The 26,077-nt window shown below is 34.5% G+C and carries 19 protein-coding genes; 18 read left to right on the top strand and 1 reads right to left on the bottom strand.

Annotated elements, in window-relative coordinates; genetic code table 11:
* The 18 genes from CXF54_RS02005 to argH all read left to right on the top strand — a co-directional run.
* The coding region (locus tag CXF54_RS02005) for a gliding motility-associated C-terminal domain-containing protein (RefSeq protein ID WP_101202235.1) at positions 1–2,523 on the top strand (2,523 nt) is incomplete at its 5' end.
* A 61-nt stretch (positions 2,524–2,584) separates the two neighbouring features.
* Entirely contained in the window at positions 2,585–3,502 is a 918-nt protein-coding gene (locus CXF54_RS02000) for a type IX secretion system membrane protein PorP/SprF (protein WP_101202234.1), read from the top strand.
* An 11-nt stretch (positions 3,503–3,513) separates the two neighbouring features.
* Positions 3,514–5,478, top strand: a complete 1,965-nt coding sequence (locus CXF54_RS01995; RefSeq protein ID WP_101202233.1) for an OmpA family protein — start codon at positions 3,514–3,516, stop codon at positions 5,476–5,478.
* Positions 5,479–5,768: 290 nt separating this feature from the next.
* Positions 5,769–6,989, top strand: coding sequence for an aspartyl protease family protein (locus tag CXF54_RS01990; RefSeq protein ID WP_101202232.1), 1,221 nt, complete (start codon positions 5,769–5,771; stop codon positions 6,987–6,989).
* A gap of 223 nt (positions 6,990–7,212) precedes the next feature.
* The gene (gene ilvD, locus CXF54_RS01985; protein WP_101202231.1) at positions 7,213–8,889 is read left to right on the top strand and encodes a dihydroxy-acid dehydratase; all 1,677 of its coding nucleotides are present in this window, start codon (positions 7,213–7,215) and stop codon (positions 8,887–8,889) included.
* 112 nt (positions 8,890–9,001) lie between these two features.
* On the top strand, positions 9,002–10,735 hold the full coding sequence (ilvB, locus tag CXF54_RS01980; RefSeq protein ID WP_101202230.1) for a biosynthetic-type acetolactate synthase large subunit: 1,734 nt from the start codon (positions 9,002–9,004) through the stop codon (positions 10,733–10,735).
* A 1-nt stretch (position 10,736) separates the two neighbouring features.
* The gene (gene ilvN, locus CXF54_RS01975) at positions 10,737–11,267 is read left to right on the top strand and encodes an acetolactate synthase small subunit (RefSeq protein WP_090837020.1); all 531 of its coding nucleotides are present in this window, start codon (positions 10,737–10,739) and stop codon (positions 11,265–11,267) included.
* A gap of 12 nt (positions 11,268–11,279) precedes the next feature.
* Positions 11,280–12,782, top strand: a complete 1,503-nt coding sequence (gene ilvC, locus CXF54_RS01970; protein WP_101202229.1) for a ketol-acid reductoisomerase — start codon at positions 11,280–11,282, stop codon at positions 12,780–12,782.
* An 84-nt stretch (positions 12,783–12,866) separates the two neighbouring features.
* Positions 12,867–14,135, top strand: coding sequence for a threonine ammonia-lyase IlvA (gene ilvA, locus CXF54_RS01965; RefSeq protein WP_101202228.1), 1,269 nt, complete (start codon positions 12,867–12,869; stop codon positions 14,133–14,135).
* A 401-nt stretch (positions 14,136–14,536) separates the two neighbouring features.
* Positions 14,537–15,166 (top strand): GNAT family N-acetyltransferase, encoded by a 630-nt coding sequence (locus tag CXF54_RS01960; protein ID WP_101202227.1) that lies wholly within the window; start codon positions 14,537–14,539, stop codon positions 15,164–15,166.
* Entirely contained in the window at positions 15,156–16,343 is a 1,188-nt protein-coding gene (locus tag CXF54_RS01955) for an argininosuccinate synthase (protein ID WP_101202226.1), read from the top strand. Before CXF54_RS01960 ends, CXF54_RS01955 begins: the two co-directional genes overlap by 11 nt.
* Positions 16,344–16,465: 122 nt before the next feature.
* The gene (gene argC / locus CXF54_RS01950) at positions 16,466–17,449 is read left to right on the top strand and encodes an N-acetyl-gamma-glutamyl-phosphate reductase (RefSeq protein WP_101202225.1); all 984 of its coding nucleotides are present in this window, start codon (positions 16,466–16,468) and stop codon (positions 17,447–17,449) included.
* 156 nt (positions 17,450–17,605) lie between these two features.
* Entirely contained in the window at positions 17,606–18,406 is an 801-nt protein-coding gene (proC, locus tag CXF54_RS01945; protein WP_028282578.1) for a pyrroline-5-carboxylate reductase, read from the top strand.
* A complete protein-coding gene (locus CXF54_RS01940; RefSeq protein ID WP_101202224.1) occupies positions 18,403–19,533 on the top strand; it encodes an aspartate aminotransferase family protein in 1,131 nt (376 codons plus the stop codon). The genes proC and CXF54_RS01940 overlap by 4 nt, the downstream gene beginning before the upstream one ends.
* Before the next feature lie 383 nt (positions 19,534–19,916).
* The gene (locus tag CXF54_RS01935) at positions 19,917–20,852 is read left to right on the top strand and encodes an N-acetylornithine carbamoyltransferase (RefSeq protein WP_101202223.1); all 936 of its coding nucleotides are present in this window, start codon (positions 19,917–19,919) and stop codon (positions 20,850–20,852) included.
* 217 nt (positions 20,853–21,069) lie between these two features.
* Positions 21,070–21,846, top strand: coding sequence for an acetylglutamate kinase (argB, locus tag CXF54_RS01930; RefSeq protein ID WP_198551033.1), 777 nt, complete (start codon positions 21,070–21,072; stop codon positions 21,844–21,846).
* Positions 21,843–22,904 (top strand): M20 family metallo-hydrolase, encoded by a 1,062-nt coding sequence (locus CXF54_RS01925; protein ID WP_101202222.1) that lies wholly within the window; start codon positions 21,843–21,845, stop codon positions 22,902–22,904. The genes argB and CXF54_RS01925 overlap by 4 nt, the downstream gene beginning before the upstream one ends.
* 138 nt (positions 22,905–23,042) lie before the next feature.
* Positions 23,043–24,317 carry an argininosuccinate lyase gene (argH, locus tag CXF54_RS01920; RefSeq protein ID WP_101202221.1) on the top strand — a complete coding sequence of 425 codons (1,275 nt, stop codon included), beginning with the start codon at positions 23,043–23,045 and terminating at the stop codon, positions 24,315–24,317.
* 293 nt (positions 24,318–24,610) lie between these two features.
* On the opposite strand, the gene CXF54_RS01915 is transcribed toward argH, so the two are convergent.
* A complete protein-coding gene (locus CXF54_RS01915) occupies positions 24,611–26,077 on the bottom strand; it encodes a glutamate synthase subunit beta (protein ID WP_101202220.1) in 1,467 nt (488 codons plus the stop codon).

The following is a 26,077-nucleotide window of genomic DNA, read 5'->3' as shown; positions in this document are numbered from 1 at the left end:
ATGTATACAGGAGGTGGTTTTGATTTAGATGGGCAAACAGATGATTTTGATGCCAATCCAGGCGATGTATTACAATTCACAGCAACATACAGCTTAACACAAGCAGATATCGATGCAGGAATAGTAACCAACGAAGCAGCAACCAATGGAACCGATCCAAGTGGAGCAGCAGTAACCGATGCTTCAGATTCCGGAAATGCAGCCGATGATACAGGAAACGGTAATGATCCAACTAATACATATATTACTCAAGACGCTAGTATGAACTTGAATAAAACAGGAATATTAGTTGATGGAGGTGATGGTTTACAAGCAGGTGATACTATCGATTATACTTTCACTTTAACAAACACAGGTAATACAACTATTAATAATGTTAGTTTAAATGATCCATTATTAGGAGGTATTATTGCAGGTCCTGTTTCAGGAGATGATAATGTTGATACCATTTTAGATTTAGACGAAATCTGGATTTATAATGCAACATACGTTCTATTACAATCAGATATTGATGCAGGAATGGTTGAAAATACTGCAACTGTTTCAGGTGAAGCACCAAACGGAGCTCCAATAACAGATATATCGGATGATCCAAATAATAATGCAAATGTAGATTCTAATGGAGATGGAAACCCAGATGACCCAACAATAGTAAGTTTTGGTTGTATGCCAGATATTACTTTGTATAAGGAAGATATTTCTTTTTCAGGTAACGTTTCAAATCCAGTACCAGGAGATATTATTACTTTCGAATTTACAGCAGTAAATACAGGAAATGTAACGTTATTAAATGCAGAAATATTTGATGCTTTATTAGGTGGGTTTGTAGGAGAGTTTGAAGAGATTCTTGTTGGAGAATCATTGACAACAACACAGAGTTACACCATTACTCAAGCAGACATTGATACAGGTTATGTAATAAACACAGCTTTTATAGTAGCAGACCCTGTTGGAATTGATTGTGATGAAGTAAGAGATGTATCGCATGATAGGGATTTTGTAACAAGTGGAGTAGATTCAGATGCTGATGGGGATCCAACAAATGACCCATTAATAGATTCCGATGGAGATGGAGATCCAGATAATGATACAGAAGTATTCTTACAACAAAATCCAGTAATAGATTTAACTAAAACATTTGTGTATTTAGATACTAACGGAAATGGAGAAGTTGATTTTGGCGATCAGTTACAATACAACTTTGTTGTAGTAAATAACGGTAATGCGACTATAACTGATGTAGTAATTAATGACCCATTACTTGGAGGGATTGTTGGAGTTATAGATGTTTTAACACCTTCTGACACAGGAAACATAATAGCAACTTATAACTTAACACAATCAGATATTGACGCTGGGAATGTTACAAATACAGCAACTGCAATTGGTAATGACCCATTTGATAATGATGTGTCAGACACTGATACGGTAATCTTTACTATTGCAGACATGGCTAGTTTATCATTAATTAAAGCTGGAATTGTTATTGATACAAATGGAAATGATTTAGTAGATGCAGGAGACCAAATAGCCTACACATTTACAGTAACAAATACCGGAAACGTTACAATAACTAACATTGCTATTGACGATACTACTATAGGTATTTCAAATTTACCAGTAGTGCCTTCAATTTTGCAGCCAAACCAGACAGGTGTTGTAATTGCTAATTATACGTTAACTCAAACAGATATAGAAAATGGGGTTGTAGTCAACTCAGCAATTGCTTCTGGATTAGATGCAATGGGTAATGTATTAACGGATATTTCGGATAGTGCAAACCCAGCAGATGATACTGGCGCATTAGATGATCCTACTGTTACTGAGTTCCAAATTGCTAGGCTTTCATTATTAAAAGAAGCTGAATATTTAGACGCTAATAATAATGATATAGTAGATGAAGGCGATTCGATATATTATACATTTACTGTTATAAATACAGGAAACGTTAACCTATTTAATATAACAATTACTGATGCTCTAGTAGCAGTTGATGGTGGGCCAATTAATCTAATAGTAGGCGGAACGGACAGTACTACTTTTACTGCAATTTACAATTTGACTATTGCAGATTTACAAGCTGGGATTGTACAAAATACAGCTACAGCTATTGGTGCAGATATTAAGGGTATTATAGTAAGTGATGTGTCCGATGATCCTAACAATACTTCCGACATAGATATTAACAATGATGCAGAACCAGATGACCCAACAATTACCATATTAGATACCCAAACAGAGCTGGTTATATTTAATGAAATATCTCCAAATGGAGATGGTGATAATGATTATTTTGTAATTCAAGGTTTACAAAACTATCCTGATAACACGCTTCGTATTTATAACCGTTGGGGAAATGTTGTTTACGAAAAGTTTAGGTATCAAAATAATTTTGAAGGTGTCTCTGAAGGTAGAGCTACTGTTAAAAAAGACGACAAACTTCCCGTAGGAACGTATTATTACTTATTAGATTTAGGTGATGGATCTAACCCTAAAGCCGGTTGGTTATATATAAACAGATAGACTTTAAATAATATATTATAAAATGAAGGCGAGTAAAATCGTCTTCAAAATAATTTTAAATATGAAATTAAATTTTAAATTAATAATTGTTGCATTTTTACTTTTAGCAGGAAGCACAAGTTTTGCGCAACAAGATCCTCAGTTTACACAGTATATGTACAACACGCTATCTGTAAACTCTGCTTACGCAGGTAATAGAGGTCATTTTGCGGTAACTGGAATTCATAGGTCACAATGGATTGGTATTGATGGTGCTCCAGAATCTCAAACCTTAAGTTTTGATTCGCCTATAGGCAAAAATGTAGGATTAGGTATTTCTATAGTAAACGATAAGTTAGGACCTTCTCATGAGACCTATTTTGATGCTAATTTTTCATATTCTATAAAAACATCAGAAACCCATAAATTATCATTTGGTATTAAAGGTGGGGCAAGATTATTTGATATCGATTGGTCTAGAGGAAGACGCCAGACAAGCAATGACAACTTGTTTAATGAAAACATAAGTAGAATTTTACCAACAGTAGGTGCCGGTCTTTATTATCACGGAGAAAAAAGTTATTTGGGTGTTTCTATTCCTAACTTTTTTACAGACCAACATTATGATGACATACAACAAGCTGTTGCTGCAGAGCGTTTACACTTATTTGTAATTGGTGGTTTGATTACTGATTTAACAGAAGATATTAAGTTTAAGCCTGCTTTTCTTTTCAAGCACGTTACAGGAGCTCCAGTAATTGTTGATTTGTCTGCTAATTTTATGTTTAACGATAGGTTAATATTAGGAGCATCATACAGGTGGGATGATTCTTTTAGTGGCTTAGCAGGATTTCAAATATCTCCAAAATTATTAATTGGTTATTCGTACGATTATACCAACACAGAGCTACAACGCGTAACCAGTGGTAGTCATGAAATAATGTTACGTTTTGAGTTAATTTCTAACACAACAAAATTAAAATCTCCAAGATTTTTCTAAAAATATTTAATATGAAAAACATAGTAACTATAATTTTAATTTTTGTTTCAATATCGGGATTTGCTCAAAGTAAGTACAATAAAGCAGATCGTCTTTTTGATAAAATGTGGTATGTTGAAGCTGCATCGGAATATGAAAAATTAATAAACGATGGAGATCGGTCAATACATGTGTTACAAAAAGCAGGTGATGCTTATTACTTTAACACAAATATGGAAAGTGCTTATAAGTGGTATGAAATTTTAATTTCAGAATATTTAAATGAAATTGATCCCGAGTATATTTTTAGATTTGCACATACCTTAGAAGGTAAAGGAGAGCATAAGTTAGCTAAAAAATGGATGAAAACCTTTGCTAAACGTTCTAAGCAAAAAGACTCAAGGACACAACAATATGCTCAAAATGATATTACTATCGAAGACATTTTAAATATTGAACCACAATTCACGCTAAGAAATTTATCAATAAACACAGAAAATTCGGATTTTGGACCTATGTATTATGGAGAGCGATTAGTTTACTCTTCAGCAATTGATACATCTTATTTTCATAAAAGAACTTATAGTTGGAACGAGCAGCCGTTTTTAAATTTTCAACTGGGAAGAATTAATGCTACAGCATCAGATGTTGAGTATTTAAATGCGTTTTCAAAAGAATTAGAAACAAAATACCATGAAGCAACTTTAGCTTTTTCTCCGGATGAAAAGAAAGTCTATTTTACAAGAAATAACTTTAATGGTAAATTAGGTAGAGACGGAGAAGGTATTAACCATTTAAAATTATACAGTGCAGACTTAAATATTAGTTTAAACGAAACAGTACAATGGCATAATGTAAAAGAGTTGCCATTTAACAGCGATGATTATTCTGTTGGACATCCAACTATCAGCGAGGACGGAAAACTATTGTATTTTGTGTCAGATATGCCTGGATCTATTGGTGCAACAGATATTTATGTAGTTGATATTATAGCTGATAGTACTTATTCTCAACCTCGTAATTTAGGCCCGAAAATAAATACAGCAGGACGCGAAATGTTTCCTTTTATTACAAACAAGAAACTATATTTTGCTTCAGATGGGCATTTAGGTTTAGGAGGTTTAGATGTTTTTGAAGTTAATAATGATAACGTTTTTGAAAACCCAATAAATCTTGGAGCTCCATTAAATAGCCCCTTAGATGATTTTGCTTATATTGTTAAAGAAGATACCAATTTAGGCTTTGTGTGCTCTAATAGAGCAGGAGGAAAAGGCGATGATGATATATATTCGTTTGATAGAAATCCATCAGAAAATAGAGAGCAGGTTTCAGGTGATTGTAGCGGTTGGGTAACAGGTTATGTTTCAAATGAAGTAACAGGAGAGCGTATTGCTAATGCAACAGTGAAAATTTTCAGCGAAAGCGGAAAAGAACTAATGCAAGCACAAACTAATCTTAATGGTAATTACGCTTTTAAAAGCGATTTAGATTGTATTACGCGATATGACGTTAAAGTAAGTAAGGTGGGTTATAATCCCAACGAAAAACCTTTTATTACATCTAAAGATGGAGAAGAAACAATTGTGCCTCTTGGATTAAAAATCATTAATAAAGGTTTTTATGAAGATAGAGGTTTAGTAAAAATTAAAATTGGAATTATATATTTTGATTTAGATAAATCGTTTATTAGAAATGATGCCACAATAGAACTTAATAAAGTGGTATTAATGATGAATCAATACCCAAATATGTTAATTAATATAGAGTCTCATACAGATTCTCGTTCTCCGGACAATTATAATATTGAGTTGTCAGACCGACGTGCTAAAGAAGCAAGGGATTATATTATATCACAAGGTATTAATGCAGATCGGATTTTAAGCGCTATTGGTTATGGAGAAACACAAACAGTAAACAATTGTAAAAATGGTATACCTTGTACAGAAGCACAGCATCAACTAAATAGAAGGTCAGAATTTATTATAGTTAGAATGTAATTTAGATTAATCTGTTTAACGTTTTTACATAAAACATTGTTATGCAAATAAGAAATTAAATCCTTGCTATTTCAATAATAATAAGGGAAGTACTTTAGCATATTGATGGAAGAGAGACCACCATCAAAACCGATTCATTAATTTGAATCGGTTTTTTTGTTTTATATATGTTAAAGGGTTTCTTCTATCCATTTTTAATGTTTTTTTTTACATACCAAACAATTACTCTAATTGATTACAAGTCAGGTGATTTTATTAATATTCAATTAAAAATAAATACTAGTTAGCATATGTATCTTAAAAGTATCCAGTCCGTTTTTGTTTTGTTTATAGTGCTTCTATCTTCTTTTTTATGTACCTCTCAGAATGTTAAAAAGCTACTAAAAAAAGGTAGTATTGAAGATAAAGTGTTTAAATCAACATTTAAATATGAGCCTTACGGTAATGCTATTTTTGTTAAGGTCTTAATTAAAGGTAAAGCGTACCGTTTATTATTTGATACTGGCGCAGTTACTGCAATTTCACCTAGAATGGTGGAAGAATTAAATTTAGAGGTTATAGGTAAAGAGGAGGTTTATGATTTAGGAAACACCTCTAAAAATTTAAATTTTGTTAAAATGGATACTATAAATTTAAATGGAATTAATTTTTTTGATACCGGAGCAGCTGTGCTTGATATTGAAGCTGTAAAAGATTTTAAGTGTACAGGAATAGATGGGTTTTTAGGTGCAAATTTTATGCGGAATGCTGTTTGGGAAGTAGATATGGTAAAGCACGAGATTACATTTGCAAATACTATTGACGCTATTAGTATTCCGGAGGATGCGCCATACACTAAAATCTTTATTGGTTACGATGGGACCCCTGCAATAACAGCTTATTTAGGTAACGAAAAATTATATAGTACTATGATAGATTATGGTTATGGTGGTGGTATTTCTCTTTTTTCGTACGATTTTAAAAAACTAAGAGAAGAAAATGCTGATATTAAATATGTCAAATCTATTGGCGGAAGCACTGTAGCGGGAGTATACGGAGATATAAAAACGTCAACTACTTATAAAGCAATTGTTGATAGTTTTAAAACAGGTGATTTTGAGGCACCAAGTACCCTGATGTCTTTTGGGCAATTTGGTTCAAGGACTATCGGTGCAGGATTTTTAAAAAATTACAGAGTGGTTTTAAGTTGGAAAGATCGTAAAGCATGGTTTATTGAAAATAAGATATCAGATGACCAAATTATATTTAGTGGTCATGGTTACGGAATTAGACTTGAAAATGAATCCGTTTTTATCAGTTCAATTTCTGAAAATTCAGAAGCGGAAGAAAAAGGCCTTAAAATTAATGATAAAATTTTAAGCGTAAACGATGTAGATTTTACAAAAGTGACGGATCAAAAATGGTGTGAGATTCTAAGTACTAACCGTCCTGACAAGGTTAAACTTGTCATCCAAAGGGATACAAAGCAATTAACTGTAGCGCTGGAAAAAAAGGTTTTATTAAGCAATTAATTCACTTTTTTTATTATCCTCAAGATCTATAAATACTTTTTTATAGAAATTGAATAAAATTAAACATCTTGGGTGTCATAATAAATACTATTTAAAACGTTGATTGTCAATTAATTAAACTATTATTTTGTAGCCTGAATTTAGTCTGTGTTTTAAAAACAGACTAGCTATAAAAGGTCAAACCTCTACTTTAGATTATTATTTAAATAGAAGTAGACCATAAATGGAATTAAACAAATACAGTAAAACAGTCACTCAAGATCCAACGCAGCCAGCTGCTCAAGCTATGTTGCACGCTATTGGATTAACTAAAGAAGATTTTTTTAAACCAATCATTGGTATTGCAAGCACAGGTTACGAAGGTAATCCTTGTAATATGCATTTAAATGATTTAGCAAAATTGACAAAAGAAGGGACTAAAAACGAAGACATTATTGGTCTTATTTTTAATACTATCGGTGTTAGTGACGGTATTTCTATGGGGACACCAGGTATGCGCTACTCATTACCATCTCGAGATATTATTGCAGATTCTATGGAAACTGTAGTACAAGCCATGAGTTATGATGGTTTAATTACAGTTGTCGGTTGCGATAAGAATATGCCAGGTGCATTAATTGCAATGATTAGATTAAATCGCCCAAGTATTTTAGTATACGGTGGTACAATAGATTCTGGTTGTCATAACGGACAAAAACTAGATGTCGTCTCTGCTTTTGAAGCTTGGGGAAGTAAGGTTGCCGGAACTATGGAAGAGACGGAGTACCAAAGCATTGTTGAAAAAGCGTGTCCTGGAGCAGGAGCTTGTGGTGGGATGTACACTGCAAACACAATGGCTTCGGCTATTGAAGCTTTAGGGATGACCTTGCCTTTTAACTCGTCTAACCCAGCATTAAGCGATGCTAAAAAAGCCGAATCTGTAAAAGCAGGAGAAGCGATGCGTGTGTTGTTAGAAAAAGACATCAAGCCATCAGATATTATTACTCGTAAATCTCTTGAAAACGCGGTTAGATTAGTTACTATTTTAGGAGGTTCCACAAATGCAGTACTTCACTTTTTAGCAATTGCAAGAGCTGCAGATATTGATTTCACTTTAAAAGATTTTCAAAAAATAAGCGATACTACACCATTTTTAGCAGATTTAAAACCTAGCGGAAAATACTTAATGGAAGATGTACACGCTGTTGGAGGAATTCCTGCAGTATTAAAATACCTTTTAAAGAAAGGTTTAATTCATGGGGATTGTTTAACCGTTACAGGAAAAACAATTGCAGAAAACTTATTAGATGTTGCTGACTTAAAAGAAGGTCAAGACGTTATAAGACCAATCGAGAAACCTATTAAAATCTCTGGCCATTTACGTATGCTTTATGGTAATCTAGCAACGGAAGGAAGTGTTGCTAAAATTACAGGAAAAGAAGGTCTAAGTTTTATTGGTAAAGCCAAAGTGTTTGAAGGCGAATATGCTGCAAATGATGGGATAAGAGATGGGTTAGTAGAAAAAGGAGATGTTGTTGTCATAAGATATGAAGGTCCAAAAGGAGGTCCAGGAATGCCAGAAATGTTAAAACCAACTGCTGCAATTATGGGAGCAGGTTTGGGTAAAGATGTCGCACTAATTACAGATGGACGTTTTTCTGGAGGGACACATGGTTTTGTTGTTGGACATATTACGCCTGAAGCACAAGAAGGTGGAACTATCGCTTTTGTAAAAGATGGCGATATGATTACTATCGATGCAGAAACAAATAGTATTGTTTTGGAAGTTTCAGAAGAAGAATTACAAAAAAGAAGACAATCATGGAAAGCACCAGATTTAAAATTTAAAAGAGGGGTGTTGTATAAATATGCTAAAACCGTTTCGTCTGCATCAAAAGGATGTGTGACTGACGAGTTTTAGATAGAACACAATTGAAAATAAGAAATCACTCTGAGTAAAGTCTCTGCTGAGCGCAGTCGAAGTATCGAAGAGTCTCTGTATAGAAAAATATAATGATCCTAACAAGATTAATATGGATACAAAAACAATAAAAAAAGAAACAAACACAACGCAAACTACAGAGCGTATTTCTGGTAGTGAAGCAGTTATCAGATGTTTGTTAGCCGAAGGAGTTGATATCCTTTACGGTTATCCTGGAGGAGCAATCATGCCTGTTTATGACGAGCTTTATAAGTACCAGGACAAAATTCATCATGTATTAACACGACATGAGCAAGGTGCAACACATTCAGCACAAGGTTATGCGCGTATTTCTGGTAAAGTGGGTGTTGCAATTGCAACGTCGGGACCAGGAGCTACAAACTTAATTACAGGTATCGCAGATGCACAAATAGATAGCACACCAATGGTCTGCATTACGGGGCAAGTAGCTTCGCATTTATTGGGTAGTGATGCGTTTCAGGAGACGGATATCGTGGGTATATCTACTCCAGTTACAAAATGGAATTGTCAGGTTACCAAAGCCTCTCAGATTCCAGAAGCAATGGCTAAAGCCTTTTATATTGCAAGAAGTGGACGCCCAGGACCCGTTTTGATAGATATTACAAAGGATGCTCAGTTTGAAGAATTCGATTTTAAATACGAAAAATGTAAAGGTGTCAGGAGTTATATTCCTGTTCCAGAATTAAATATAGCTTCAGTTGAAGCTGCTGCAAAACTTATTAATTCAGCAAAAAAGCCAATGATTGTTTGGGGGCAGGGTGTGTCTTTAGGTCAGGCTGAAGCCGAATTTAAGGCAGTCGTGGAAAAAGCAGGAATCCCTTCGGCTTGGACTATTTTAGGTGCAGGAGCAATACCAACCGCTCATCCTTTAAATATTGGTATGGTTGGTATGCACGGTAATTATGCGCCAAATGTATTAACTAACGACTGTGATGTATTAATTGCAATCGGAATGCGATTTGACGATCGTGTAACCGGAAGTTTATCTACGTATGCTAAACAGGCAAAAGTGATTCATTTTGAAATTGATCCTGCCGAAATAGATAAAAATGTAAAAACAGAAGTAGCTGTTTTAGGTGATTCTAAAGAAAGTTTAGCTGCCTTATTACCGCTTTTAGAAGAAAAAACATATCCAGAATGGCATCAAAAATTCAAGGATTTATATGCTATTGAATATGAAAAAGTAATAAAACATGACTTATATCCTACAAAGGAAGGATTGACGATGGCAGAGGTGTTAAAAGAAATTAATAGTCAAACTAAAGGTGATGCAGCCATTGTGACAGACGTTGGTCAGCATCAAATGATTGCTTGTAGATATGCTAATTTCAACAAAACCAGAAGTAACATTACGTCCGGAGGCTTAGGGACAATGGGCTTTGGCTTACCTGCTGCAATTGGAGCAAAAATGGCAGCTCCGGATCGTGAGGTAATTTCAATCTCAGGAGATGGTGGTTATCAAATGACCATTCAAGAATTAGGTACTATTTTTCAGCAAAAAGCAGGTGTTAAAATAGTGGTTTTAAATAATGAGTTTTTAGGTATGGTTAGACAGTGGCAACAACTGTTTTTTGATAAACGTTATGCCTCAACCGAAATGACAAATCCAGACTTTGTTGCTATTGCTAAAGGTTATTCTATACCAGCAGAGAAAGTAACAAAACGAGAAGATTTAAGGGACGCAGTTGCTAAAATGATAAGCACCGATGGGCCTTATTTTTTAGAAGTTTGTGTAGAAAAAGAAGGAAATGTATTCCCAATGATACCAACAGGAGCATCAGTTTCAGACGTAAGATTAGAGTAATATGAGCACAGAAAAACAATTATATACAGTATCTGTTTATACTGAAAACAATATAGGGTTGTTGAATAGGATTTCAGCAATATTCCAAAGAAGACATATTAATATAGAGAGCTTAAACACGTCTCCTTCAGAAATTGAGGGCGTGTCTAGATTTACTATAGTAGTAAATATGTCCGAAGATAATATCAAGAAAATTATTGGTCAGATAGAAAAGCAAGTCGAGGTTATTAAAGCCTATTATCATACAGAAGATGAGATTATTTACCAAGAGTCTTGCATCTTTAAAATGAGATCAGCTTTGTTATTTGACGAGCGTTCAATTCAGAATATAATCAAAGAAAGCAACGCAAGAATTGTAACGGTAAATCGCGATTTTTTTGTGATTGAAAAATCAGGACGTAAAGAAGAGATCGAATTACTACATAGAGAGTTAAGTGCTTTTGGAATCATGCAATTTACACGTTCAGGACGTATTGCAGTATCTAAAGAAGAAATGAAAATATCAACAATGCTAGAAGCATTCCAACATTAAAAAAACAAGACAATGTCAAATTACTTTAACACATTATCATTAAGAAATCAATTAGATCAATTAGGTAAATGTAGATTCATGGATGCTTCAGAGTTTGAAGATGGTGTAAATGCATTAAAAGGGAAAAAAATTGTAATTGTTGGTTGCGGTGCACAAGGTTTAAACCAAGGTTTAAACATGAGAGATTCTGGTTTGGATATTTCGTACACATTAAGACAGGTTGCAATTGATGAGCAACGCGAGTCTTTTAAAAACGCAAATTCTAACGGATTTACTGTTGGGACTTATGACGAGTTAATTCCTACTGCAGATTTAGTATTGAATTTAACACCAGATAAGCAACATACAAACGTAGTAAAAGCGATAATGCCTTTAATGAAAAAAGGCGCGACATTAAGTTATTCTCACGGATTTAATATTGTTGAAGAAGGGACTCAGGTAAGAGAGGATATTACTGTTATTATGGTTGCTCCAAAGTGTCCAGGAACAGAAGTTAGAGAAGAATATAAACGGGGGTTTGGTGTGCCAACATTAATTGCTGTACATCCAGAAAACGATCCAGAAAATAAAGGTTGGGCTCAGGCAAAAGCTTATGCTGCTGCTACTGGAGGGCATCGTGCAGGTGTGTTAGAATCGTCTTTTGTTGCTGAGGTAAAAAGTGATTTAATGGGAGAGCAAACCATTTTATGTGGTTTACTTCAAACAGGAGCAATTTTGTCATTCGATAAAATGGTTGCAGAAGGTATTGAACCTGGTTATGCTGGAAAATTAATCCAGTTTGGTTGGGAAACAATTACTGAAGCGTTAAAACATGGTGGAATTACAAACATGATGGACCGTTTATCTAATCCAGCAAAAGTAAAAGCATACCAATTATCTGAAGAATTAAAAGATATCATGCGTCCTTTGTTTGAAAAGCATATGGATGATATTATCTCTGGTCATTTCTCAGAAACAATGATGGAAGATTGGGCAAATGATGATGTAAATCTTTTAAAATGGAGAGCTGCAACAGGCGAAACTGCTTTTGAGAAAACAGCATTAACATCAGATCACATTTCTGAGCAAGAGTATTTTGATCACGGGACGTTATTAGTAGCATTTGTGAAATCTGGTGTAGAATTAGCTTACGAAACGATGGTAAGTGCGGGGATTATTGAAGATTCTGCGTATTACGAGTCGCTTCATGAGTTGCCATTAATAGCGAATACAATTGCTAGAAAAAAATTATTTGAAATGAACAGAGTTATTTCGGATACTGCAGAATATGGTTGTTATTTATTTGACCATGCTTGTAAACCGTTATTAACTGATTTTATGAAAACGGTTAAAACAGACATAATTGGCAAATCATTTTCTGTAACAACAGGAGTTGATAATATCGAATTAATAGCAGTAAACGATGCGATTAGAAATCATCCAATCGAAGCAGTCGGAAAACGATTAAGAGCTGCGATGACAGCAATGAAGATTATAAAATCAGATGTTAAAACAGAAGCATCAGTTTTAGCATAATAACTAATTAGCTTGTCACACTGAGCGCAGTCGAAGTGTTTCATTTATAAAACAAAAATATTTCCACTGTCGTGGGAAATAAACATGGAAGAAACCAAAACAACATACAGGCCTACTTTAGAAGCTGTTGAGGCTGCTGCCGAAAAATTAAGAGGAGTTGCAACTGTAACTCCTTTAATTTCAAACATGCGATATTCAAAGCAATTTGAAGCAAACATCATGTTTAAACGCGAAGACTTACAGCAAGTACGTTCCTATAAAATTAGAGGTGCTTACAATAAAATGTCATCTTTAACTGAAGCTGAAGCTGAAAAAGGAATTGTATGTGCAAGTGCTGGAAACCATGCACAAGGAGTGGCCTTATCTTGTAAATTGTTAAAAATAAAAGGCACCATTTTTATGCCTTCTCCAACACCAAATCAAAAGGTGGAACAGGTTAAAATGTTTGGAGAAGATTATATAGAGGTGGTTTTAGTAGGCGATACGTTTGATGATGCTTATCATGCAGCAATGGAAGATTGCGAGCGTTTAAACAAAGCGTTTATCCATCCATTTAATGATAAAAAAGTTATTGAAGGTCAAGCAACAGTCGGTTTAGAGATTATAGATCAAACGGAGTTTCACCCAATAGATTACGTTTTTGTACCTATTGGTGGTGGAGGTTTGTCTTCAGGATTATCCTCTGTTTTTAAGTTGTTATCGCCACAGACAAAAATTATAGGTGTAGAGCCAAAAGGCGCACCTTCGATGTTGACGTCAATAAGAAATAATAAAAACACCGAGTTAGAAGAGATTGATAGTTTTGTAGATGGTGCTGCGGTTAAGCGTGTTGGTGATTTAAATTTTGCTATTTGTAAAGAGACATTACATCGTGTGGTTACTGTAGATGAAGGTAAGATTTGCCAAACCATTTTAGATTTATACAATAAAGAAGCGATTGTAGCAGAGCCTGCAGGGGTTTTAAGTTTATCTGCTTTAGAGTATTTTAAAGAAGAAATTAAAGGTAAAAATGTAGTTTGTGTTATAAGCGGAAGTAATAATGATATCACGCGTACGGCAGAAATTAAAGAACGTGCGCTATTACATGCCGATTTAAAGCACTATTTTATTGTTAAGTTTCCACAGCGTTCAGGAGCATTAAGAGATTTTGTTGTTGATATTTTAGGTGATACAGATGATATTACTCATTTTGAATATACTAAAAAAGCAAACCGCGAAAATGATGTTGCTGTGGTTGGAATTGAGTTGAAATCTCCAAACGATTTAGAGCCATTAATTACTAAAATGAAGCGTCATAATTTTTATGGAGATTATCTAAATGATAAGCCTGATTTATTTCAGTTTTTAGTGTGATTTTGATAATTATGACCTTAAATACTTTCAAATTCGTAAAAATTCATCAAAAATGACACAAAATCAACTTTTGTATCAAATTAAATTATACGTTTGTACCATGTTTACAACACTAAATAAAAACGAAAGACCCACAAGTTTGCTATTACGCAGACGACGTCGCTAATACGCATACTTCAAGCTTTTAGTTAATAGTTTTTATTTTTTTTCAGACAGTGAACAATTCAACACAAATATTTCCTTTTTTAAATACAGTTATTAGAAATAATAACAGGATAACCCTACGTCCAATTTTCCGTCGTCGCCCTTAGGGTGTACTTCTATTTATAGAACTAAGGTGAGTCCGGTTCTGCTTTCAAAAACAAAAATTATCACATTTTTTAATTTAAAATTCAATTACAATGGAAATTGTTATTGCTGATAAATCGCATAGTATTTACGCAGATATTATTTGTAACACTATTGCTGATGCTGCTCAAGTTAGAGGAACTGGTATTGCAAAACGTAAGCCTGAATACATCATTACCAAAATGGAAAATGGTAATGCTGTTATTGCTTTAGAGGGCGATAAATTTGCAGGCTTTTGTTATATCGAACAATGGGGTCATGGCAAATTTGTAGCCAATTCTGGATTAATTGTACATCCAGATTTTAGAAACATTGGCTTAGCTAAACAGATCAAACAGAAAATATTCGAGCATTCTAGAACCAAGTTTCCGGAGGCTAAAGTATTTAGTATTACTACAGGTTTAGCAGTTATGAAGATGAATAGTGATTTAGGTTATAAACCTGTTACGTTTTCAGAATTAACAGACGATCAATCCTTTTGGAATGGCTGTCAGACCTGCAAAAACTTTGATGTTTTGACAAGAACAGAGCAAAAAATGTGCTTATGTACAGGTATGTTGTATGATCCTTCTAAAAAGGAAGCAACAAAACCAACAGTAAATAATCATGATAAAAAAGTATGGACCAGATTGAAAAATATAAAACAATCCATGTTCCTTAAAAAAGAAAAGAATGAAAAATAAAGGCAAATTAGTAATAGCATATAGTGGTGGATTAGATACATCCTATTGCGCAGTAAGTTTAAGTAGAGCAGGTTACGATGTGCACGCGGTAAGTGTAAATACGGGTGGCTTTTCTGATGCAGAAATTCAAACCATTGAAGCTAATGCATATAAAATGGGTGTGTCAACTTATAAAAACATTGACGCAATTGCCTCGTATTATGATAAAGTGATTAAGTATTTAATCTTCGGAAATGTTTTGAAGAATAACACCTATCCTTTATCTGTAAGTGCAGAGCGTATTATTCAGGCAATCGAAATTATCGAATATGCTAAAAGTATTGATGCGGAATATATCGCACACGGAAGCACAGGAGCAGGAAACGATCAAGTGCGTTTTGATATGATTTTTCAAACCTTGGCGCCACATATTAAAATTATCACGCCCATTAGAGATGGAAGTTTAAGCAGACAACAAGAAATTGATTACTTAAAAGAAAACGGTATTGAAGCTTCTTGGGAAAAGGCAAAGTATTCTGTTAATAAAGGACTTTGGGGGACTAGTGTTGGTGGAGAAGAAACATTAACATCAGAAAAACCATTACCAGAAACGGCATTTCCATCACAATTAAAACATGCCGAAGAAGAGAAAGTAACATTAACTTTTTTAAAAGGAGAATTGGTTGCTGTTAACGGAATTAAAAACAATCCGGAAATTAATATTGAAGTCTTAAACAACTTAGCATCTGCTTATGCAATTGGTAGAGATATTCATGTTGGCGATACAATAGTTGGTATTAAAGGACGTGTTGGATTTGAAGCAGCAGCTGCTTTGGTGATTATAAAAGCACATCATTTATTAGAAAAGCATACACTAACAAAATGGCAATTACAGCACAAAGATTATATGTCAAATTTCTACGGAATGCATTTGCATGAAGGGCAATATTTAGACCCTGTAATGCGCGACATGGAAGCCTTTTTACAAAGCAGCCAAGACAAAGTATCGGGAGATGTTTTTGTGGCCTTAAAACCATACCATTTTACTGTAGACGGAATCAGTTCTAAGCATGATTTAATGAATGCAAAGTTTGGAAGTTATGGCGAAGAAAATAAAGGTTGGACGGCTGAAGAAGCTAAAGGCTTTATCAAAATAGTTGGTAATCAAAATAAGATTTATCAACAAGTAAATTCTTGATTTTAGTCATGCTGAACGTGTTTCAGTATCTCAAAAATGATAATTAAAGCAAATTATTATTCTGTGTCACACTGAGCGCAGTCGAAGTGTTAAGCGAAGAATGGTAAAGTAAAAGAATCAAAATGAAAAAATTAGAAATAGGAATTATTGGAGGAGCAGGTTATACAGCTGGAGAACTTATTAGATTGTTGTTAAATCATCCAAAAGCTAACATCAATTTTATTTACAGTACCTCTAATGCTGGAAATAAGATATATAAAGTACACCAAGATTTAATTGGTAGTACAGATTTGGAGTTTTCAAGTAAAATTAACTCAAAAGTAGACGTGTTGTTTTTGTGTTTAGGTCACGGAAATTCTAAAGCATTTTTAGAGAACAATTCATTTTCTACTGAAACTAAAATTATTGATTTAAGTAATGATTTCAGATTAACTAAAGACGCCATTTTTGAAGGAAAAACGTTTGTTTATGGTTTGCCGGAATTGAATAAAAAAGCGATTAAAAAAGCGAATTACATTGCAAATCCAGGGTGTTTTGCATCTGCTATTCAGTTAGCATTATTGCCTTTAGCTAAAGCTGAAGTTTTACAAAACGATTTACATGTTAATGCAGTTACAGGAGCAACAGGAGCAGGAACATCGTTATCTGCAACTACGCATTTTACGTGGCGAGATAATAACTTTTCGCATTATAAGGCTTTTACGCATCAACATTTAGGAGAGATTAATCAATCGGTGAAACTGTTGCAATCTAACTTTAAGTCAGACATCAACTTCATGCCAAATCGCGGTGATTTTTCTAGAGGAATTTTTGCTACGCTTTACACCAAGTTTTCAGGAAGTTTGGAAGACGCAAAAGCATTGTATAGCGAATTTTATAAAGATGCTGCTTTTACTGTAGTTTCGGATGATGAGATTCATTTAAAACAAGTAGTAAATACCAATAAGTGTATTCTTCATTTACATAAACATGAAGACAAATTATTGGTGACAAGCATTATTGATAATTTATTGAAAGGCGCTTCGGGACAAGCTGTTCAAAACATGAATTTAATGTTTGGTTTTGATGAAACAGAAGGTTTAAAACTAAAAGCAACTTATTTTTAAAAGTACAGCTGCTGCGTTAGCGGTTGAAGTGGCATCCTTTTTTGACGTCAGTTCGAGTGAATTTGTGAAGCATGAGCAAATTTGTATCGAGAACAAGGCAAAAAAGATATAACGGAAAACGCGACCCTTGTGGTAACGCCCAAACAATATAAAATTATGAAAATAGCAATTATAGGAACAGGAAACTTAGGAAAGTCCATCGCAAAAGGATTGATAACCAATAATGCCATTACTAGTTTGTATTTAACCAAACGGAATTTGGAAGACATTCAAGAATTTGATGGTTATAAAAATGTGCATTTAACGACGGATAATACCGAAGCTGTAAGGCAATCTGATATCATCATTTTTGCAGTGCAACCAGCGCATTTTGAGCAAATATTGAATGACATTAAGCCGGAATTAACAGAGAAGCACGTCTTGATTTCGACCATTACAGGTTTTCTAATTCCTAAGATTGAAGCGCAAGTTGGAGCAGATAAATTTATTATTCGTGCGATGCCGAATACTGCGATTGCAGTTGGTAAATCCATGACGTGTTTGTGTAGTAATGTGCAAGGTGCAAAACGTATTAAAATCGCTGAGGCTATTTTTAACCGTTTAGGACATTCGTTAAGTATTCCGGAAAGTCAAATGCAAGCAGCCACTGTGGTTTGTGCGAGTGGTGTTGCGTTTTGGATGCGTTTAATTAGAGCGACAACACAAGCTGCTATTCAGTTAGGGTTTGATGCTAAAGAAGCGCAAGAATTAGCGATGTATACTAGTGAAGGCGCTGCGAGCTTATTGATTACCAATGGGAATCATCCAGAAGAGGAAATAGATCGTGTAACCACGCCAAAAGGGTGTACGATTGAAGGTTTGAATGAGATGGAACACAAAGGATTGAGTTCGTCTTTAATACAAGGTATGATTGCCTCGTTTAACAAGATTAGTAACATTAAAGAAGAGCAGATATGAGTTTATTTAACGTGTATCCTTTATTCGATATCACACCTGTAAAGGCAGATGATGTCTTTGTTTTTGATGAAAATAACACCAAATATCTAGATTTATATGGTGGACATGCAGTGATTTCTATTGGGCATTCTCATCCAAAATACGTGGCTGCCATTTCTGATCAAGTAGCCAAATTAGGATTTTATAGCAACTCGATTCAGAATCCATTACAAGTACAATTAGCCGACAAGTTAGAGCAGTTATCTGGTTGTAAAAACTACGAGTTGTTTTTATGTAATTCTGGTGCAGAAGCCAATGAAAATGCTTTAAAACTGGCGTCATTCCATAACGGAAAGAAAAAAGTAGTTGCTTTTAAAAATGGTTTTCATGGTCGTACATCAGCAGCAGTTGCGGCAACAGATAATACGAAGATTATTGCGCCAATTAATGCACAGCAAGAGGTTGAAATTCTAGAATTAGGAGACTTGGAAGGTGCGGAAAAAGCACTAGCTAAAAACGATGTTTGTGCAGTAATTATTGAGTGTATTCAAGGTGTTGGAGGGTTAGACGAAAGTACTGCAGCGTTTTACGAAGGTGTCGATGCATTATGTAAAAAATACAATACGTGTTTTATTACAGATGAGGTGCAATCTGGTTTTGGAAGAACTGGCGATTTCTTCGCGTTTCAGAAATATAATGTGACTCCAGATATTATTTCGATTGCCAAAGGTATGGGAAATGGGTTTCCGATTGGTGGTATTTTAATTCATCCAGACATTAAAGCATCTTTTGGTTTGTTAGGAACCACTTTTGGTGGAAATCATTTAGCATGTGTAGCTTCTTTGACGGTTTTAGAAGTTATTGAAGAAGAGCATTTGATGCAAAATGCTAAAGATATCTCAGCTTATTTTATTGAAAAAGCAAAAGGAATTTCGGCAATTAAAAACATAAAAGGACGTGGTTTAATGTTAGGGTTGGAATTTGATTTTCCGATTGCAGAACTACGTAAAAAGCTAATTTTTGAACATAAAATATTTACAGGAAGTGCGAAGAATCCTAATTTATTACGAATTCTTCCGCCTTTAACCATCAAAAAAGAACATGTCGATTTGTTTTTTGAGGCTTTAAAAAGTGAGTTGCAAGGGTAGCTTGAGTAGCGTCATTCTGAACTAGTTTCAGAATCACATAATAATGAGAAGTTGAAATAAATTCAGCTTGACGAGAGTTGTGGATACATGAAAATAAGTGTTTGTAATAGCAGTTATATTGAGCATTAAATGCTTAGAAAGAAGAACTAAATAGCTACGTCATTCTGGACTAGTTTCAGAATCACATAACAGTGAGAAGCTGACATAAATTCAGCTTGACGAGAGTTGTGGATACATGAAAATAAGTGTTTGTAATAGCAGTTATATTGAGCATTAAATGCTTAGAAATAAGAATTAAATAGCAACGTCATTCTGAACTAGTTTCAGAATCACATAACAGTGAGTAGTTGAAATGAATTCAGTAAGATTAAAGTAATAAATAGATGAAAAAGTATACAGAAATAAAAGACATATCAAATCTTCAAGAAACCATAAAGGACGCAATTTTACTAAAAAATAATCCTTTTGAATTTCAAGATTTAGGAAACCATAAAACATTAGTTATGCTGTTTTTTAATTCCAGTTTACGAACGCGATTAAGTACAGAAAAGGCTGCAAAAAACTTAGGAATGGAGGTGATGATTTTAAACGTAAATGACGCTTGGAATTTAGAGTTTGAAGATGGAACAATCATGAATGCAAACACGACAGAACACATTAAAGAGGCTGCACAAGTGATTTCTCAATATGGAGATGTGATTGCGGTTAGAGCGTTTCCTAGTTTAACCGATAAACAAAAAGATGAAAGTGAGTTTGTAATGAACAGCTTTGTAAAATACGCTACAGTACCAATTGTGAATATGGAAAGTGCTACAGCGCATCCTTTACAAGCATTGGCAGATGCAATTACCATTACCGAATTAACAGAAAAGCCAAAACCTAAAGTAGTCTTGTCTTGGGCTCCACATCCAAAAGCGTTGCCACAAGCAGTTGCGAATTCGTTTGTAGAAATGATGCAAAATATGGATGTCGATTTAACCATTACACATCCTAAAGGTTATGAATTGAGTGAAGCAATCACAAAAGGCACACCAATAAATCACAATCAAGAAGAAGCATTAAAACATGCAGATTTTGTCTATGTGAAAAATTGGAGTAGTTATAATGACTATGGAAAAGTACTTAGTCAAGATGAAAGCTGGATGATGACTAAAGCGAAATTAGGAAACGCAAAATTCATGCATTGTTTGCCTGTAAGACGAAATGTGGTTGTGGAAGATGCGGTTTTGGATAGTGAGCAATCAGTGGTTATTCAGCAAGCAAATAATAGGACTTTTGCTGCACAAATTGTTTTGAAACAGATTTTGGAGGAATTATAAACGTCATTGCGAATGAGGAACGATTGAAGCAATCTTTTAATTGAAACAGATTACATAGTCAAACAGATTTCATTACAGCATCACACAACTAGTAAATAATGAGACTCTGAAACAAGTTCAGCTTGACGACTGAAGATTTAAAGTAAGTAACAAGTTGATGTTAACCCGTCACGTCATACTGAATTCATTTCAGTATCACATCAAAATAAGAATAAGCATGAAAACACTAAAAATCATAAAAATTGGAGGAAACATCATCGATGATGATAACGCCTTACAGCAATTCCTAAAAGCATTCGCTACTATAGATGCTCCTAAAATCTTAGTGCATGGTGGTGGGAAATTAGCAACCAAATTGGCGCAAAAAATGCAAGTTGAGGTTAAAATGATTGACGGAAGACGAGTAACCGATCAAGTGACTTTAGATATTATTACAATGGTGTATGCTGGAAAAATTAATAAAACTATAGTCGCACAATTACAAGCCAACAATTGTAATGCTATTGGTTTTTCTGGAGCGGATGGCAACACAATAGTTTCAGATTTAAGACCATCAAAACCTATCGATTATGGTTTTGCTGGGGATGTTAAACACGTAAATACTGAAACGTTAGAAATTCTTTTAAATAATGAAATTACACCTGTGTTTTGTGCGATTACTCATGATAAAAACGGACAATTACTGAACACAAATGCAGATACGATTGCTTCGGAATTAGCAATAGGTTTTGCTTCAATATATAAAACGGAATTATATTATTGCTTCGAAAAAAACGGAGTTTTAGAAAATGTAAATAATGACGATTCTGTTATCGAAAACATCAACACAGAAACCTATCAACCGTTAATTGAAAATGATATTATTTATGAAGGCATGCTGCCAAAATTAAATAACTGTTTTCATGCTGTAAATAATCAAGTACAAAAAGTTTGTATTGGTAAATCAGAAATGCTTTTCGATAAAAATAATAAACACACAACCATTACCAAATGATAGAAAAACTAACAACAAGAGCAATTGCTTTATTAAAACAATTGATAGAAACGCAGTCGTTTTCTTCAGAAGAAGGACCAACAGCAGCGCATATTGAGCAATGGTTTGTGCAACAGGATATTCCTTTTAAAAGAACCAATCATAATGTTTGGGCAACCAATAAATATTTTGACGAGAGCAAACCAACGCTATTATTAAACTCGCATCATGATACGGTAAAACCAAATAATGGTTATACAAAAGATCCTTTTAAAGCCATTGTTGAAGATGGAAGATTATATGGTTTAGGAAGTAATGATGCTGGAGGATGTTTGGTGAGTTTGTTAGCAACGTTTGCCTATTTCTATAGCAGAGAAAATCTAAATTTTAATCTGGTTATTGTCGCTTCCGCTGAAGAAGAAAGCAGTGGAGAAAATGGATTAAATAGTATGTTAAGTGTTATTCCAAAAGTAGACGTCGCTATTGTTGGAGAACCAACTTTAATGAATTTAGCTGTTGCTGAAAAAGGCTTAGTTGTGTTTGATGCAATCGTAAAAGGAACGCCTAGTCATGCTGCGCATCCAAATCATGATAATGCTATTTATAATACCATTCCAGTTTTAGAATGGTTTAAAAATCACATGTTCGATAAAAGTTCGGAAGCTTTAGGAGAGGTAAAGTTGACTGTTACGCAAATAAACGCAGGTAAGCAACACAATGCAGTGCCAGCAGATGTGAAATTAGTGCTAGATGTTCGTGTGAACGATAAATATTCCAATCAAGAAATTGTCGATATTCTACAAAAGGAAGCGCCTTGTGATAGTATTATTCCGCGTAGCATAAAATTAAATTCGTCGTCCATTCCTATCGATCATCCTTTGGTAATTGCAGGACTTGAAATAGGAAGAAGCACTTACGGTTCGCCAACTTTATCAGATCAAGCAGTATTAAGTTGTCCTTCCTTAAAATTAGGTCCAGGAGATAGTACACGTTCACATTCGGCTGACGAGTTTATTTACGTGAATGAGATTGAAGAAGGGATTAAAATATATATTGAATTATTAGAAAAAGTATTGTAAGATTTTCGTCAGTTTGAGTGTTTCGACAATAAGGAGAAATGTATCGAAAACAAGAAAATACTTCTCGATACAATTCTGATAAAAAAATCAGAATCACTCGAAGTGACGAAGAACAAATCAACAGATAAACTAAAGATTATGAAACTCTGGGACAAAGGAATAAGTATCGATAAAAAAATAGAACAATTTACCGTTGGAAACGATAGAGAAATTGATATGCATATTGCAAAGTACGATGTGCAAGCATCGTTAGCGCATGCAATAATGTTGGAGTCTATTGGCATTATTTCTTCGGAAGAATTGCAACAATTAAAAAATGGTTTGCACGCTATTGCGGAAACTATAGAAAACGGAACCTTTGTTATTGAAGAATCCTTTGAAGATGTGCATTCTAAAATTGAATATGAGCTGACTAAAACTTTAGGAGATGTCGGAAAGAAAATCCATACCGCACGTTCTAGAAACGATCAAGTTTTAGTTGCGCTTCAGCTTTATTACAAGGAGAATTTAAAAGAAATTAATACGAAGACAAAAACGTTTTTTGATACCCTTTTAGGTTTGGCGGAAACTCATAAAGACGCTTTACTTCCAGGTTATACCCATTTACAAGTAGCTATGCCATCTTCTTTTGGATTGTGGTTTTCTGCTTATGCTGAGGTTTTAATTGATGATGTATACTTGCTAGATGCAGCATTAAAAACCGTAGATCAAAATCCATTAGGTTCTGCAGCAGGTTACGGAAGCTCGTTTCCTATTGATCGAGAATTAACGACTAAAGAATTAAGGTTTTCAACCTTAAAATACAACGTTGTTGCTGCGCAAATGAGTAGAGGAAAAAGCGAACGAACAATCGCTTTAGCTTTAGGAAGTGTGTGTAATACTTTAGCGCGTTTTGCAATGGATATTTGTGTGTATAATAGTCAAAATTTCGGCTTTATTGCCTTTCCGGATGAGTTAACGACGGGGAGTAGTATTATGCCACATAAAAAGAATCCTGATGTGTTTGAATTAATCCGTGGGAAAGCCAATAAAATACAAGCTTTGCATACTGAAATGGTTTTAATTACTAATAATTTACCAAGTGGTTACCATAGAGATTTTCAGTTGTTAAAGGAAAATATAATTGCAGCAATTGAAGATGTAAAAGATTTATTAGATATTTTTAATTACGCCATTCAGCAAGTCATTGTAAAAGATATTGATTTGAATGATGCTAAATATCAATACTTATTTACGGTAGATAATATTAATACATTGGTTGTGGGAGGTGCGCCTTTTAGAGAAGCGTATCAAAAAATTGGAGGCGAAGTGGAAAGTGGAAATTATGTACCAGATACCTCTAAAAAACACACGCATGTTGGTAGTATTGGTAATTTGTGTTTGGATGGGATTAGAGGGAAGTATCCTGCGTAACGTTTTAGGCTTATAACTGTCAATTTGAGCGTAGTCGAAAATCTTATGATTTAGGCTTTAATAGCATTTCGACTGCGCTCAATGTGGCATTCGTTTTTGTACTGATTCTTGAAATTGAAAAAATCCTACTTCTGTAGGATTTGATTTAAGTTTATTCCCCTTTGTGGATAGTCGTTCAAAACAAGAAAGTGTTTTAGCTATATCACTGTCAGTTTGAGCGCAGTCGAAAACCTTAAGGTTTAATTTTAGATAGCATTTCGACTGTGCTCAATATGACAAAGAGTTGTGTTTGTTTAAACCCGAGGTAAATCGCTGTCATCCTTTAAAGGTAAACAGGATTCTCCCATTAAATAGGTGTCAATATGATGTGCTGCTTGTCTACCTTCCGAAATAGCCCAAACAATCAACGATTGTCCACGACGCATATCTCCAGCTGCAAAAACGCCAGGGATATTTGTTTTGTAATCTTTTATTGTTGCTTCAATATTACTTCTAAAATCCATTTTTAAACCAAATTGATCTGCTAGTGTTTTTTCAGCGCCTGTAAAACCAAGTGCTAATAATGCGATGTCGCATTTCCATTCTTTTTCGGTATTTGGAACCTCTTTAAGTTGAGGTCTTTCACCTGGTGTAAAAATCCATTCTACTTCAACCGTTTTTAGGCCTTTTAGGTTTCCTTTTTTATCGCCAATAAACGCTTTAGTTGAAATGCTAAAAAAACGCTCGACACCTTCTTGGTGCGATGAGGTTGTTTTTAACTTCATAGGCCAATAAGGCCAAGGTTGATTTGCAGGGCGACCTACAGAAGGTTTACTTAATATTTCGAAATTAGTCACAGAGGTTGCGCCATGACGATTGGACGTTCCAATACAATCACTTCCTGTATCTCCACCACCAATTACGATAATGTCTTTTCCTTTAGCAGAAATAACGTCTTTAAAATCGACTAAACCATCCACGTATTGGTTGTTTAGTTTTAAGAAATCCATCGCTTGCGTTACCCCTTTTAAATCCGCTCCAGGTATAGGAATGCTTCTTCTTACGGTTGCGCCACCACATAAAACAACAGCATCAAAGTCGTCTTTAAGCTGGTTGGCGTCTATGTTTTTACCAACATGAGCGTTGGTTTTAAAAATAATACCTTCTTCTTCTAAAACAGCAACACGTCTGTCAATCACGGTTTTTTCCATTTTAAAATCTGGAATGCCATAACGTAATAAACCACCCACTTTTTCGTCACGTTCAAAAACAGTAACGGTATGTCCTGCGCGATTTAATTGTTGTGCGGCAGCTAATCCAGCAGGTCCAGAACCAATAACAGCAACTGTTTTTTCGGTTCTTACTTTTGGTGGTTGTGCTACAATCCAACCTTCATTAAAGGCGGTTTCTACTATGTTTTTTTCAATATTTTCTATGGTTACTGGGTCTTCGTTAATACCAAGTACACAAGCTTCTTCGCAAGGTGCTGGACATAAGCGTCCTGTAAACTCTGGGAAGTTGTTAGTTTTGTGTAAAATTTCAGCAGCTTCTTTCCATTTTCCTTTATAAACTTTATCATTAAAATCTGGAATTAAATTCCCAAGCGGACAACCACTATGGCAAAACGGAATTCCGCAATCCATACAACGAGCGCCTTGATCTTTCAGGTGATCTTCTGGTAACGGAACCGTAAATTCTTTGTAATTCTCTATGCGTTTTTCTGGCGTTATATAACTTTCGTTCTCACGCTTAAACTCTAAAAATCCTGTTATCTTTCCCAT

It is taken from the genome of Olleya sp. 1-3, assembly GCF_002836085.1.
GTDB classification, from domain to species: Bacteria; Bacteroidota; Bacteroidia; order Flavobacteriales; family Flavobacteriaceae; genus Olleya; species Olleya namhaensis.
Note: the sequence above shows the minus strand (reverse complement) of the source record. Positions and strands in the feature narration are given on the sequence as shown.